The organism is Arthrobacter sp. TMP15 (assembly GCF_039529835.1).
Taxonomy (GTDB): domain Bacteria; phylum Actinomycetota; class Actinomycetes; order Actinomycetales; family Micrococcaceae; genus Specibacter.
On the sequence record NZ_CP154262.1, the window covers coordinates 3250210 to 3263773 of the forward strand.

13 protein-coding genes and 1 pseudogene are annotated in these 13564 nt (G+C 59.2%); 5 read left to right on the forward strand and 9 right to left on the reverse strand.

The features are described from left to right. Positions 1–254: 254 nt before the first annotated feature. On the forward strand, positions 255–797 hold the full coding sequence (locus AAFM46_RS14655) for a CGNR zinc finger domain-containing protein (RefSeq protein WP_343318550.1): 543 nt from the start codon (positions 255–257) through the stop codon (positions 795–797). 31 nt (positions 798–828) lie between these two features. Here the strand turns inward: AAFM46_RS14655 and AAFM46_RS14660 are convergent, their stop codons facing one another. Genes AAFM46_RS14660 through AAFM46_RS14670 form a run of 3 tightly spaced genes read right to left on the reverse strand, consistent with a single transcriptional unit; the run spans position 829 to position 4015 of the window. Beyond that, positions 829–1749, reverse strand: coding sequence for a diacylglycerol kinase family protein (locus AAFM46_RS14660; protein ID WP_343318551.1), 921 nt, complete (start codon positions 1747–1749; stop codon positions 829–831). Next, the gene (locus tag AAFM46_RS14665; protein ID WP_343318553.1) at positions 1746–3317 is read right to left on the reverse strand and encodes a glycerol-3-phosphate dehydrogenase/oxidase; all 1572 of its coding nucleotides are present in this window, start codon (positions 3315–3317) and stop codon (positions 1746–1748) included. The genes AAFM46_RS14660 and AAFM46_RS14665 overlap by 4 nt, the downstream gene beginning before the upstream one ends. After that, positions 3317–4015 carry a TetR/AcrR family transcriptional regulator gene (locus tag AAFM46_RS14670; protein ID WP_343318555.1) on the reverse strand — a complete coding sequence of 233 codons (699 nt, stop codon included), beginning with the start codon at positions 4013–4015 and terminating at the stop codon, positions 3317–3319. The genes AAFM46_RS14665 and AAFM46_RS14670 overlap by 1 nt, the downstream gene beginning before the upstream one ends. A 17-nt stretch (positions 4016–4032) precedes the next feature. Between AAFM46_RS14670 and AAFM46_RS14675 the strand changes: the two genes are divergently transcribed. After that, on the forward strand, positions 4033–5715 hold the full coding sequence (locus AAFM46_RS14675) for an FAD-binding oxidoreductase (RefSeq protein ID WP_343318557.1): 1683 nt from the start codon (positions 4033–4035) through the stop codon (positions 5713–5715). Continuing rightward, the gene (locus AAFM46_RS14680) at positions 5712–6545 is read left to right on the forward strand and encodes an SDR family oxidoreductase (protein WP_343318559.1); all 834 of its coding nucleotides are present in this window, start codon (positions 5712–5714) and stop codon (positions 6543–6545) included. Before AAFM46_RS14675 ends, AAFM46_RS14680 begins: the two co-directional genes overlap by 4 nt. A gap of 71 nt (positions 6546–6616) precedes the next feature. Here AAFM46_RS14680 and AAFM46_RS14685 read toward each other — a convergent pair whose 3' ends face one another. The 6 genes from AAFM46_RS14685 to paaA are packed head-to-tail and all read right to left on the reverse strand — an operon-like array spanning position 6617 to position 11500. Next, entirely contained in the window at positions 6617–7399 is a 783-nt protein-coding gene (locus AAFM46_RS14685) for an enoyl-CoA hydratase-related protein (protein ID WP_343318561.1), read from the reverse strand. Between the two features lie 31 nt (positions 7400–7430). Beyond that, positions 7431–8621, reverse strand: a complete 1191-nt coding sequence (gene paaE / locus AAFM46_RS14690; protein ID WP_343318563.1) for a 1,2-phenylacetyl-CoA epoxidase subunit PaaE — start codon at positions 8619–8621, stop codon at positions 7431–7433. Beyond that, the gene (gene paaD, locus AAFM46_RS14695) at positions 8621–9166 is read right to left on the reverse strand and encodes a 1,2-phenylacetyl-CoA epoxidase subunit PaaD (protein ID WP_343318565.1); all 546 of its coding nucleotides are present in this window, start codon (positions 9164–9166) and stop codon (positions 8621–8623) included. Before paaD ends, paaE begins: the two co-directional genes overlap by 1 nt. A gap of 5 nt (positions 9167–9171) precedes the next feature. Further along, positions 9172–10083 (reverse strand): 1,2-phenylacetyl-CoA epoxidase subunit PaaC, encoded by a 912-nt coding sequence (gene paaC / locus AAFM46_RS14700; RefSeq protein WP_343318566.1) that lies wholly within the window; start codon positions 10081–10083, stop codon positions 9172–9174. Next, positions 10080–10430 carry a 1,2-phenylacetyl-CoA epoxidase subunit PaaB gene (paaB, locus tag AAFM46_RS14705; protein ID WP_283529451.1) on the reverse strand — a complete coding sequence of 117 codons (351 nt, stop codon included), beginning with the start codon at positions 10428–10430 and terminating at the stop codon, positions 10080–10082. Before paaB ends, paaC begins: the two co-directional genes overlap by 4 nt. A gap of 2 nt (positions 10431–10432) precedes the next feature. Further along, positions 10433–11500: a 1,2-phenylacetyl-CoA epoxidase subunit PaaA gene (gene paaA, locus AAFM46_RS14710; protein ID WP_343318569.1), complete on the reverse strand. Its 1068-nt coding sequence runs from the start codon at positions 11498–11500 to the stop codon at positions 10433–10435. Between the two features lie 281 nt (positions 11501–11781). Between paaA and AAFM46_RS14715 the strand changes: the two genes are divergently transcribed. Both AAFM46_RS14715 and paaK read left to right on the forward strand, forming a co-directional pair. After that, a complete protein-coding gene (locus tag AAFM46_RS14715; protein ID WP_343320459.1) occupies positions 11782–12222 on the forward strand; it encodes a hotdog fold thioesterase in 441 nt (146 codons plus the stop codon). Further along, positions 12219–13541 (forward strand): annotated as a pseudogene (gene paaK / locus AAFM46_RS14720) (phenylacetate--CoA ligase PaaK). Before AAFM46_RS14715 ends, paaK begins: the two are co-directional and overlap by 4 nt. Positions 13542–13564 lie beyond the last annotated feature (23 nt).

Below are 13564 nucleotides of genomic sequence, written 5' to 3' on the forward strand. Positions count from 1 at the left end.
GAACTCCCGGCGTCAGCATAGCTCACCGATATTTTTGCTGATTGTCGCCTCATCCCCGTTATCGGGATTGTGGAGGTCAACCCGTCGAACATTGCAGGGGCTGGAGCATTTCATGTAGACAATGATGCCCTGTGAAGTTGTGTGGGCTGATTCTAGTTGCCATGTGTGCTCATGGAGCTCATTGGACTTGCTAGTCTTTTTGGTCTCTGAAGAAATAGAAAGCGTCATGTAAAACACTATGATGTAATGGCCTTATGGAACTCAACCCTTACGGAGAATATGCGGTTCTTCTTGCCGCTTCGCTCGCCAACGCGTTTCCCGACGACAGGGCTGGCATTGTGGCCCGCGCCCGGGATATCGGCATGACAATCGACTTTACGGCAGCGGCGAATGACTACGGGCTGGTTCGGGCGATCATCGACGATTGGCTAACTGTTGTTGATGCGCGCGACCCTCATGAACGCGCTGCCCTGCTCAATGCCCACATGGCCACAGCATCGGCCTACCCAAGGCTTACCGAGCACAACGGAGAAGACTGGCATTTGCACTACCGCGATCAAAATCAGAATCTCTCACATGTTTTGCGCGCGGTTATCAGCGTTGGCACCGCTTTACATCTCACCACCCGCGGCATGCACCGGCTTGGGCGTTGCGCTGCCGGAACGTCACTTGGCGATGGTTGTAGGGCGGTAGTGGTTGATACTACTCGCAACGGCCGCCAACAATACTGTTCGGTGAGATGCGCCAACCGTGCAGCGGTACGTAGGCATCGGGCCAAATCAGCAGAGATCTCATAGCCCGCACCGCCGCCTTCCCCGAGAATTCGTATCAGCCGTTGAGTAAGACGTCCGAGCTGGCCGGAACCAGTACTTTCACTGCCCGAGGCACCACTTCCAGCAGAGCTGGCAGTGCGGCCAGCTTTTCCCCGTCGGCATAGATATTTAGCGGTTTACTGGCGCTGATCAACACCACTTTCCCTCGGGTGAAGCTTACGTTCTCTTGTCGGAGATGGCTGCCCCGGTAGGAACGCAGAAAAGTGGCCGCCACCGCCAGAATCGTTGCCTTGCCCAACGAGACAACATCCAGCAGACCGTCGTCAACCATGGCCTGCGGGCAGATTCGCAGCCCTCCCCCGTACTGGCCAACGTTTCCCACGGCAACGAACCAGCCTGGGAAGGTGCTTTGTTTGCCATCCACTGAGAGAGTGAAAGTAACATCCTTCCAATCCAGAAACGCCTTGATTCCACCGTAAAGGTACACGAACGGCCCAAGGTTCAGCCGCGCATTGTTGCCATATTCATTGGCCAGGCCATCAAAGCCAACATTGGCAACACCCAAATACGGACGATCATTAACAAGCCCCAGATCAAGTTCGCGCACGCTCAGGTTTTTGATGTCTCTGACCGTCTTGACTGGGTCAAGCCCCAGTCCCAGACGGCGTACGGTGTCATTTCCGCGCCCCCCTGCCAGCGGCAGGATGATAGCCCCCGATTTCCGTGCACCTGCGGCAGCTGCGCCGAGAAAACCATCCCCACCCAGAATAGCCACCAAGGACCCCGCAGCTCCTGCTTCTGCCTGGGCCGTGGCATCCTCTAGCCCGTCAGTAACAGAAACTTCAACACGGAACCCGGCAACCCGGAGAGCCTCGGCGGTGCTGGCCATCAACCGCAAGCCACGCCCCCGGCCCGACGTCGGGTTCACAAGCAGCAGTGCCCTTCCACTGTCCAGGCCGCCAGCGCCGGGGTTCATGTGGCGCTCTCCTCGACGGTGGACAGCGATAGAGCCAAAGCCAGTATCTGCTTTGCCGCAGCGCGAGCCCTTGCCTCATCGGTGGGTATAAAGGCTAACCGTGTACGCCGCTCCAGGAGATCCTCCACTGTGGCTGCCCCTTCTGCCAAAATGCCGAACATCAGCTCAGCTCCGGTGATGTCCGTCCCCGCAAACAACGGCTCCGCAAGTAGCGGATTTACCCTCCCCAGCTTTTGCACCTCGGGGGCCTCGGTCCCGTACTTAGCAACCAGCCGTGCCGGAGCGTCAATAGCCTGCAACTCTTTCGCGGATGCTGCACCCACCAGCGGGAGGGATTTTGTGCGGCAGGGCAGCTTGAGCCCGAGCCGTGACACCACGGCGTCGACCGCGTCTTCTGCCATGCGCCGGTACGTTGTCATTTTCCCTCCCACCACTGTGATGGGTGAACCCGGGACATCCCTGATCAGGTGACGCCGGGAAACATCCGCGGTACCACGTCCACCGGCACCGGACGCGCCCTGAACAAGAGGCCGGAGTCCTGCGAAGGAGCCAACCACATCAGCGCGCGTTAGCGGCACCGACAAGGTGGTGTTAACAATGTCTAAGAGGAAGTCGACATCGCGTTCCGGGACCTGAGGGTGGTGCCCATCCCCCTGATAATCTTCGTCATCAGTGAGTCCTATGAAGACAACGCCGGCTGGTTGTGGCAACACAAAAACGTAGCGCCCAAAGTGTCTCGGCACAGCAACCGTGTGGGCGGCGTGGGGGTTGCCCAGCCGTTGTGCCCGCACCACCAAGTGCGTGCCCCTGCTTGGTGTTACGCGCAGTTTCGGCTCGAAATCAGCGGCCCAAACTCCGGCAGCGTTCACAACGGTTCGGGCACGGATATGCACGGGCGCCCCGGTTCTGGTGTCGATGGCGTTAACTCTCTGCGCCGTCACCGCTGTGGCCCGCACATCTCGGAGAATGTGCGCCCCGAGCCCGGCGGCTGTTCGGGCAACGCCCAGAACTAACCGGGCATCGTCGATCACCTGACCATCCCAATATAGGTAGCCGCGGCGCAGCGCCTTCTCATCAAGGGCAGGCACCAATGCCCCCACCGCCTGCCTGGACAGCAACTGCGGACGCGGCAGTACCTTCGAGCTCAGCCCCGAAAGTCTGCGCAGCACATCGTAAATGACCACGCCAGCCCCGGCAGTCAGACCTTCCCACCCCGCGGCACTACGGGCATCCGGGATGACAAAACCGAGTGGATGGACAAGATGTGGGGCGATTCGCCCCATCAACCAACGCCGCTCCACAGCAGACTCCCACGCTACCTGGAAATCCATTTTGGCCAGGTACCGCAGCCCTCCGTGGATGAGTTTGGAGCTGTATCCGCTAGTCCCGGAGGCAAGATCGCAGCTCTCTACCAGCACCACGCTTAGGCCGCGGCTCACCGCGTCCAAGGCCACCCCTGCGCCCGTTATTCCGCCGCCTACAACAACAACGTCTACTGTGTGTGCACCCACGTGCTCCAGCGAGCGGCGCCGGCTTGCCTCATTGATCCAGCTAGCATTTACAGTCATCACGCCACTTTTTCTTCGGCTGAGTGGCAAGCCGCAGAGGGTGCAAAAGGTGCGGTAGGCGTGAGGTATCGCCTCAACATCTTCGCCAATTCCGTCAAAGAATCCTCAAAAGTGCCCGTCTTCCGCAGCACTTTAGAGGACAAGGCAACTCCTTGGAGCGCAAGCAGCAACGTGGTCGCGGTGCCCGGTGCGGCCTCGATGCTGCCATCGGCGAAACCGGCATCAAGCAGTACGTTTACCTGGTCAAGAATGAGTTGCTGGCCCGTCCCAAATCTGTCAGTGACATAGGGAATCAGGAATTCTGGATCCCGCTCGGCAATGGAATCCAGCAGTTCCGAGGTTGCGAACACTCGCACGCTTTCAACAGCGAACTGCACCAACTGCTCGCGACCGTTACCCGCGTATGCACGTATCCGCACACTACCTGCGTAGGTGCGAAACTCCTGCGTCAGGGCCGCCAGCACAGCATTCTCCACTGATCCCATGCGCCGATAGAAGGTCATGCGGGAGATGCCTGCCCGCTCGGCAATATCATTGGCTGTGGTACGCCTGACCCCATGCAGCACCACGGATTCTCGGATGGCGGCAAGGAGCCTCTCATCAGTTGACGAGGCACCAGCGCCCTCCCCAGCGTCAGTAGTCCTAGGATCAACAGCCTGCGGCTCAACACCTTGGGTGGTGGTACGTTGTGACTTCATGTGTCACACTGTATCTTATGGTGACCCACCTCACAGAAGAAATTTCTCCCTCCGTTTGGTATGGCTGGGGCGATCCAACCCATGCCCGGCCGCTCAACGCTGGAGCCCTTGAGTTTCTGCGCCGTACATTGAAACTCTCCAGTGTTGGCGCCAACCACCCGCCCGTAGACTTGGCCGACGTCCGCCTCGGAGCCGTGAAATTGGACCAGGATGTCCTGCAAGAGCTTGGCTCCATCACGGGGCAAGAGCACGTCTTAACCGATGCTCACACCCGCATTCACCATGCCGGTGGCAAGAGCACACCCGATTTGTTGCGACGTCGCAGTGGGGACGCCCTTGATGCCCCTGACGCCGTGGTCTTCCCCGGCAGCAGTGAGGAGGTCGGCGCCGTGTTGGCCCTTTGCGTAAAGCGAAAAATAGCTGTGGTTACCTTCGGGGGTGGAACATCCGTAGTGGGCGGGGTTGAACCTTTGCGAGGGCGTTTCACCGGAGTTATCACCATCGATCTCAGCCGCCTGAACCAACTGCTGGAAGTGGACCCCACGTCCCGTACGGCCAGTTTTGAGGCTGGCATTCGAGGCCCGGCCATAGAAGCAGCTTTAGCCCCGCACGGCTTCACCCTGGGACATTTCCCCCAAAGCCATCAGGAGGCGACGCTTGGCGGGTACGTTGCCACCCGGTCCGCCGGACAAGCCTCCACCGGCTACGGGCGTTCAGAGGAGCTTGTGAAGTCGGCCCATCTGGAAACCCCTATGGGAGACTTCGATGTTGGCTCATCGGCGCCTGGCACCGCAGCCGGACCGAAGCTGCTCGATGTCATCATCGGCAGCGAGGGAACACTGGGGGTCATCACCAGGGCCACTGTAAAAGTGTCCCCAGCACCCAAGAGCAAGGTTTACGGCGCATGGTCCTTCCCGTCCTTTACTGCCGGCGCGCAAGCAATGCGGCAACTGCGCCAGAACGGTCGCCGCGGTGACATGCCGCACGTCTGCCGCCTCAGCGACACTGATGAAACGGCGTCGACCTTCAAATTAGGTGGGGTGAAGACCGGCGCCCTATCCCGTTATCTGCGTATCCGGGGTCAACGGAATCAGGCACTTGCGCTCTTTGTCTGGGAGGGCGATCGCGCTCATGTACGTGCCCGCCGCCGCCGCAGTGCCCGAATTCTGCGGCAGGCAGGTGGAATCTGGTTGGGACCGCTGCCCGGAAAGGCGTGGGAGCACGGCCGGTTCAGCGGCCCGTACCTCCGCGATGAGTTATTGACCCGTGGCGTCTACGTGGAAACACTGGAAACGGCAGCTACCTGGACCAAAATTGCGCAGACATACCGAGATATCCGCCAGGCCATCCTGGGTGCCCTGGAAGTTGGAGGTGGTGGCGCCTATGTGCAAACACATATTTCCCATGTGTACTCCGACGGCGCATCTTTATACTTCACCTTCTTTGCGGGTTTGGAGGAGGACGGGCTGGCACAAAATGCCCGCGTGAAAGAGGCCGCCTCCAACGCCATAACGGCAGCAGGGGCCACCATCACCCATCATCATGGAGTAGGCATGGACCACGCACCCTACTTGTCTGCCGAAATCGGACACCTGGGCGTCTCGGTTCTGACCAGCATTAAGAACACGCTGGACCCCGAGGGCATCATGAACCCCGGCAAGCTCATCCCCAACGAACCCCACTTAAAGGAACCATCATGACCGGCACCATAGAATCTCTTGCGGGAGCTACCGTCCTCATTACCGGCGCTGCCATGGGTATGGGCGAAATGTATGCCCACCTGGCCGTACAGGATCACGCAGCACATGTGATCCTGTGGGACATCAATGCCGAACTACTGGAAAAGGCCGCCGCCAAGCTTCAAGGCAAGGGCTCAGAGATTCACAGCTACGTGGTGGATGTCAGCAAGCTGGAGGCTATCGAGGCCGCGGCACAAAAGGTACGGGACGAGGTCGGCACCCCGGATATCCTGATTAACAACGCTGGTATTGTGCGTGGAAAGTATTTTTGGGAGCACGATCAGCGTGCGGACATTGCTGTCACTATGGCCATTAACACTCTGGCCCTGATGCATATCACCCGCGAGTTCCTGCCAGCCATGATTGAGGGCGGCCGCACGTCTCGGATAGTGAATGTCGCCTCGGCCGCGGGGATGCTGTCCAACCCCCGCATGAGTGTTTATTCCTCCTCTAAATGGGCAGTCATCGGGTGGAGTGACTCCCTTCGCTTAGAACTGAAACAGGCGGGCCACAACCACATCATGGTGACAACGTTTTGCCCTTCCTACATTAAAACGGGGATGTTTGAGGGTGCCCGTGGACCACTGATGACACCGCTGATGGAGCCTGTTGCGGTAACGGAGCGGGTGTGGCGGGCCATGAAAGAAGGCACGCCAATGCTGATGATGCCGTGGACAGTGAAATTGAGCATGGCTCTGCGCGGGGTATTGCCAATCGCCGCCTGGGATGTGGTGGCTGGCCGCGTGTTTGGCGTCTATAAATCCATGGAGCACTTCACCGGCCGTAAATAAACCAGACCCGCCTCCCCCTAGACAGAGCGGCAGGAGGCGGCGGGTCCCGCAGTTATTTCTTCGCTGGCGCCTTAACGTCCCTTAAAGTCTGGCTTCCGTTTCCCGGCGAAGGCGGCGAATCCTTCTGCATAGTCTGCCGTTTCTGAGAGCTCAATCTGCGCAGCGTTTTCCAGTACGACGGCGTCCCATAGTCCCAGCCGGCGGTCCCGAATCGCCCCCACAAGCGACTTGCTGGCGTTGAACGCCTGGGTGGGTCCGGTGGCAGCCTTCACAGCGGTGGCGCGGGTGAAGTCCAGAAGTTCCTCGGCAGGTTTGGCGCGGCTAAACATCCCGGACGCCACAGCTTCAGCGCCGCTGATCAGCTCTGCAGTGTAGATCAAATCCAAGGTACGCGCTGCCCCCAGCCGTTCGGTAAACAACCAGTGCCCGCCAGAGTCGAGAGTGGCGCCGAGGTTGGCAAAGGGGGAGCCAAATTTGGCATTCTCGGCCACGTATACAACGTCTGTGGCGACGAGCAGCCCCAGTCCCACCCCGAGGCAGGCTCCTTGCGCTGCGGCAAAGGTGGGGGCAGGAAAATTACTCATTTTTTGCAGGAGTGGGGTCAGCAACGTTTCCAGGTAGTGGCGGGCGTCATCGTTGGCGCCGTCCACCTCAGCAATGTCGCGGCCTGCGCAAAATGCCCGCCCTTCCCCCCGCAGCAGCAGCGCTCGCACTGACCCCGCAGCGACTCCCACAGCCGCATGGTCATAGGCTTCACTGAGCTCACCCAGCCCGGCCTCATCAAGAGAGTTCAGTTTCCACGGAGCATTCAGCACAATCTCCGCTACATGGTTGGTAATGCTCAGCTCAATCAAAGAGACTCCTTAGTAGGTTGTGCCAGCTTTTTTACACGTCATAATCCACGTCCACCTCTGCTGTGGTGGGGTGTGATTGACAGGTCAAAACATAGCCAGCGGCCAATTCATCGGGCTCAAGCGCGTAGTTTTCGCTCATCCCCACGGCTCCTTTAACAACCTTGGCCCGGCAGGTTCCACACACGCCACCGGTGCAGGCAAAAGGCACGTCGGCTCTGACTCGTAGAGCCGCGTTCAGCACGGATTCGCGGGCGTGGGTTGGGCTAAGGACTGTAGTTTTAAGCCCGTCAAGGGTGAAACTTATCCTGTAACTTTCCTTGGAGTCATCCACAGGGACCACATGCCCAATTTGTCCTTCCGGACGGTCGGGGCGGCCCGTGGAAAACAGTTCAAAACGGACTTTTTCTCTTGGTATGCCGCGAGCTTCCAGCAGGTCTCTGCACAGTTGAACCAATTCGAAAGGTCCGCACAAAAACCATTCGTCAACTTCCTCGCTGTGGATTGCCGTTCCAAGCAACGCTTCCAGCTTGGCCGCATCTAAACGTCCGGAAAGCAGTGGGGAAATGCGTTGCTCACGAGAAAGCACATGGTGAATGGCGAACCGTTGCGGGTATCTGTCTTTTAGATCCGCCAACTCCTCTAGGAACATGACATCCATGGTGGCCTTATTGGCATAGATCAGATCAAGCCGGGTTTCTTGATGTCCGGCCAGCAACGATTTTGCCAACGCCATAACGGGTGTGATGCCCGAACCGGCCGCTATGGCAACATAAGTACCAACTTGCCCCGCCATGGACTCCGGCTGATTTAATCCGGTGAGGACGTTGCTGACCAAGCCGTGCCGGGAGATGAAGGCGCCCATGGGGCTCATGACCTCCAGGACGGTGCCAACACTGAGTTCGGTGGTGGCCCAGGTGGAAAATTCTCCACCAATGTCACGCTTGATGGCCACCTGTATTTCCGCGCTGCCGTCCGCAAAATGTGTGGGGAGGGCGCAGATGGAATAGCTGCGGCGTATTTCACGTCCAACGCCGTCGGCACCGGGGCGTTGCACGCGCAATGCCACATATTGACCGGGTAAGTAGTCATAGAACCCGGCCAACTCAGCTGGCACCGCAAAGGTGACCTCCACGGAGTCGTCGGTGAGCGGGCGGATCCGTGAAACACTCAGTGCATGAAAAGCGGCTCTACGCCTTGCCGTGGCATCAACGGGGACACTCATCAAAGCACCTTGAAGTAATCGAAGGGTTCCAGACAATCCGAGCATACATAGAGTGCTTTGCAGGATGTGGAGCCGAAGCGGGTCAGTTCGCGGGTGTTCAGCGAGCTGCACTGGGGACATTTCACCTGTAACGCCAACCGGATGGGGCCGCTGTGCCCACCAGCCGTGGAGTTTCCGCTGGGAGGTGCGATCCCGTAGTCCTGTAGTTTGACCCGCCCAGCAGCGCTCATCCAATCGGTGGTCCAGGCCGGTGACAGCGTCACCACCACCTCCACGGGTGAGTAGCCCGCCTCTGCAAACGCTGCTCTGAGGTCATCGCGGATGGCATCCACGGCCGGACAACCTGAGTAGGTGGGAGTAATCGTAACCCGCACGCCACCGGCCTCAGCACCTTCAGCGCGCGCGGTAACTTCAGTGCCCGCGGTAACTTCAACGCTTCGCAGGATGCCTAGATCCGCGATGCTCAGCACGGGAATTTCGGGGTCGCACACAGTAGCGGCAATCTCCCACGCCACCTGCTGAGCCGTCAGCGCATCCGCAACCATGGCCCTCACCAACTCGCGCCGGGAAATTCGCGCGCCAGCACCTGCATCTCGGCCAGCATAAAACCGAGATGTTCGCTGTGGTGGCCGCTGCGTCCGCCACCGGTTGCCCTTTCAATACCGGAGATATCCAGTTCAGCTTCTGCCAGTACGGCGCCGGTGGCGAGGTCAAAGCCAGCCCTGAGGCTGGAGGGTGTCACACCGGCGGAGCCCAGCCTGTCACTCAGCGAATCATCTTCGAAAAGTTCAGCGGCAAACGGCCACATCAGCTTGAGGGCTGCAACCATGCGACGGCGGGATTCATCGGTGCCCCCTGCCAACCGCAAAACCCACTGGCTACTGTGGTCCACGTGGTAGTCCACTTCTTTCACAGCCTTGGCGGCAATGGCAGCCAAAGTAGGATCACTGGATCCCATTAATGCCTGGTAGAGCAGGAACTGATAATTCGAGGCAATGAACTGCCGGACTATGGTCGCGGCGAAATCGCCATTGGGTTGTTCAAAAAGATGCGCCGAACGGAATTCTTCTTCGCGCCGGAAATAAGCCAGTTCATCTTCGCTCTTGTTCCATGCGCTGCCGGCATAGCTCAGAAAAGAGCGGGCATGGCCCAACTCATCCAAAGCAATGTTTCCAAGCGCCACGTCTTCTTCCAGCTCGGGGCCACGGGAGATCCAGTGTCCCAAACGTTGAGCCAGGATGAGGGCATCATCGCCCAACCGCAAAGCATATTCGGCCACGTCTGCACCGGGCAGGTCCTCCCCCGTACTCGCTGCCTGACGGGCTGCGAGCGCAATGTCTTCGGGTCGCAATACGTGGCCGGATGGGCCCACAGCAGCTTGGGACCCGTCGTGAGGTTGCGAGCGTTGGGAGCTGTTGGGGAGAATGCGTGTGGCGGAAGAATCACCCAAAGGCTGGTTCACAGGTGTTTCACTCCTTCGCTCTTAGTGTAATAAGTGGCGTGGCGGTAGTCCTTGCCCTGCGGTGATTCAAAGAATGAACCCTTGGAATCGGGGTCCGACGCTGCAATGGCGTCTGCCGGGACTACCCAGATTGAGAGTCCTTCGTTGCGGCGGGTGTATAGATCGCGGGCGTTGCGAAGTGCCATGTCAGCATCAGGTGCGTGCAAGGACCCAGCATGGACATGGCTTAGGCCGCGGCTGGAACGGACAAAGACCTCCCACAGGGGCCAACGCCGCACGCCCGAATCCGGAGCTGGGCTGGTGCTCGTGCCCGTGCCCGTGCCCGTGGGTGATGTTGGCGTGCCCATTCTCAAGCCGCTACCTTCTGTGCTTTTTTAGCACTTTGTTTATCCGCATACGCTGCGGCGGCTTCGCGCACCCACGCACCCTCTTCATGGGCACTGCGCCGGCGCTCCAAACGCTGAGCATTGCAGGGGCCGCGACCGGCCAAAACCTCTTTGAACTCTACCCAGTCCAGGGCGCCGTGTTCCCATGTCCGGGTGTCCTCGTTGAAGCGGATGTGCTCATCAGGCAACGTCAAGCCCAGCACTGTGACCTGCTCGGCAAGCATGCCAACAAAGCGCGAGCGGAGTTCGTCATTGCTGAAACGTTTAATGTTCCATGCCATGGACTGCTTGGAGTTAGGCGAATCATCGTCCGGAGGACCAAACATCATCAGTGATGGCGCGTACCAACGGTTCACGGCATTCTGGGCCATGGCACGCTGTTCCGCGGTGCCATTGGCCAGCTCCAAGAGGATTTCAAAACCCTGCCGTTGGTGGAATGATTCTTCTTTGCACACCCGGACCATGGCCCGCGCGTAGGGACCGTAGGATGCCCTGCAGAGTGGCACTTGGTTGCAAATCGCAGCACCGTCAACCATCCAGCCAATGGCACCCATGTCTGCCCACGTCACAGCGGGGTAGTTAAAAATCGAGGAATAGCGGGCGCGTCCGGCCACCAGGGCCTCCATCATGTCATCCCGGCTGGTACCCAACGTCTCCGCGGCGGAGTACAAATAAAGCCCGTGTCCAGCCTCATCTTGAACTTTCGCCATGAGGATCGCTTTGCGCTTCAGACTTGGCGCGCGAGTGATCCAATTCCCCTCCGGCTGCATGCCAATAATTTCAGAGTGGGCGTGCTGGGAAATTTGCCGCACCAGCGAGCGCCTGTAGGACTCTGGCATCCAGTCTTTGGGCTCCACGCGGGAATCCTTGGCGATGATCGCGTCAAAATTCGCCTGCCCGGCCGCATCCTCTTCACCCTGGGCGACGGGGGCCTGGGCGACGGGGGCCTGACCACTGAGACCCCCAGCGAGCGGGGTCTCAGCGTGGGGGGCCCCAGCGTGGGGGACCTGGGGCTGTTCGTTGTGTGCCACGACTACTCCTGAAAAATCATGCCAATCGAGTCCTGCCGATTTATTTACCGACCGTTCGTTCAGGATATAGTGTGAGCCAGGCCTCGTCAATCAAATGAGGCTGCTCTATAACGGACTTGAGGGGCCATTGCATCAACTGCAATCCCGTCCCCGCGTTTTTAGGACCCATTGACAGAACGTGCCACAAGGGTATTACCTAATGAACATTCGGCAGGAAAAGTCAGGAGCAATACGTGGTGGCCACTAATCCAAGTACGGAGCACCCGCTGCTGCGAAATGACATGGCCTCCGCATGGCTTGGGCTTGAGGTTTTGGCCCTTGGCGACGGTCACGCCACCGTTGCCATGACACTGCGGGCAGAAATGATGAATGGCTTTGGCATCACACACGGAGGCATGATCTTCTCCTTAGCTGACTCCGCCTTTGCCTTGGCGTGCAATCCATCGGATTACACGCCATCGGATTGCACGTCGCCAAACGGCGCCGCAAACACTGTCACGGTTGCCTCCGGTGCCGACATAAATTTTCTGGGCCCCACCCGCGCAGGCCAGCGCCTCACAGCTGTTGCCAACAGGCGCCAGCAGAGCGGACGCAGTGGACTTTATGACGTCCAGGTTTTCGCTGAAAACGACGATGGCACGGCGGTGGTTGCCGAGTTTCGCGGCCGCAGCAGAACCATCCCATCTCCGCGCACAGGCCAGGAAAGGTCCCTCCCACAATGATTGATTCCTCCGCACTAGCCCCCAGCGCTTATGACCAGGGCGAGTTAATCAGCCGCGACGAGCTCCAGGCGCTGCAGCTTGCACGGCTTCAGCACACACTGGCCTACGCCTAAGAGCGTGTGTCGATGTATAAACGCAAATTTGATGAAGCTGGAGTCCATCCACGCGATCTGCGGGAACTTTCTGACCTTGCCCTATTTCCCTTTACTACCAAAGAAGACCTCCGCCAGGAATACCCCTTTGGCATGTTCGCGGTGCCGCAAAGCGAGGTGGTGCGTGTCCATGCAAGCTCCGGCACCACAGGACGGCCCACAGTGGTGGGCTACACCAAGAACGACATTGCCTTATGGGCGTCCTTGGTGGCACGGTGCATGCACCTTTCCGGCATCCGCCCCGGCATGAAAGTTCACAACGCCTACGGTTACGGCCTGTTTACCGGTGGCTTGGGTGCCCACTACGGGGCCGAGGCCCTTGGCACCACCGTCATCCCCATGTCCGGTGGCCAAACGGAGAAACAAATCCAGCTGATCACTGACTTCGAACCCGACGCCATCATGTGCACTCCCACTTACCTGCTGACAATCATGGATGCCATGGCACGCCGCGGCCTGGATCCCCGTGCCACCTCCTTGAAGTTTGCCGTCTGCGGGGCTGAGCCGTGGACGGAGGAAATGCGCCGTGAATTGGAGCAGGGCATGGACCTGCAGGCCTGCGATATCTACGGCCTCTCCGAAGTCATGGGCCCAGGTGTGGCAGGAGAATCGGTGGAAACCAAGGATGGCAACCACATCTGGGAGGACCACTTCCGCCCCGAGATCATTGACCCGTTCAACCCGGCCCCCGGGGAAAGCGCTGTACTTAATGACGGCGAAGAAGGCGAGCTGGTGTTCACCTCCCTGACCAAAGAAGCTCTGCCCATCATCCGGTACCGCACCAAGGACCTCTCCCGTCTGTTGCCCGGCACAGCCCGCCCAGCCATGCGCCGGATGGCCCGCATTACCGGTCGCAGCGATGACATGATCATCCTGCGCGGGGTGAACCTATTTCCTTCCCAGTTGGAAGAAATTGCCTTGCGCATTCCCGCCCTGAGCCCACATTTCCAGCTGGAACTCACCCGCCACGGCCGTATGGATGAGATGAGGGTGCACATCGAACCCCGTGAAAACACCAGCGCTGCGGATCGTGACACTGCGGCACTGACACTGAAATCCCAGATCAAAACCCACATTGGCCTCTCTGTCATCATCGATGTGGTGGCGCCCGGCTCGCTTGAACGCTCCAACGGCAAGCTCAAGCGCGTTTATGACAACCGCACCTAACCTGGCTGCCCCGGTGTAAGCCC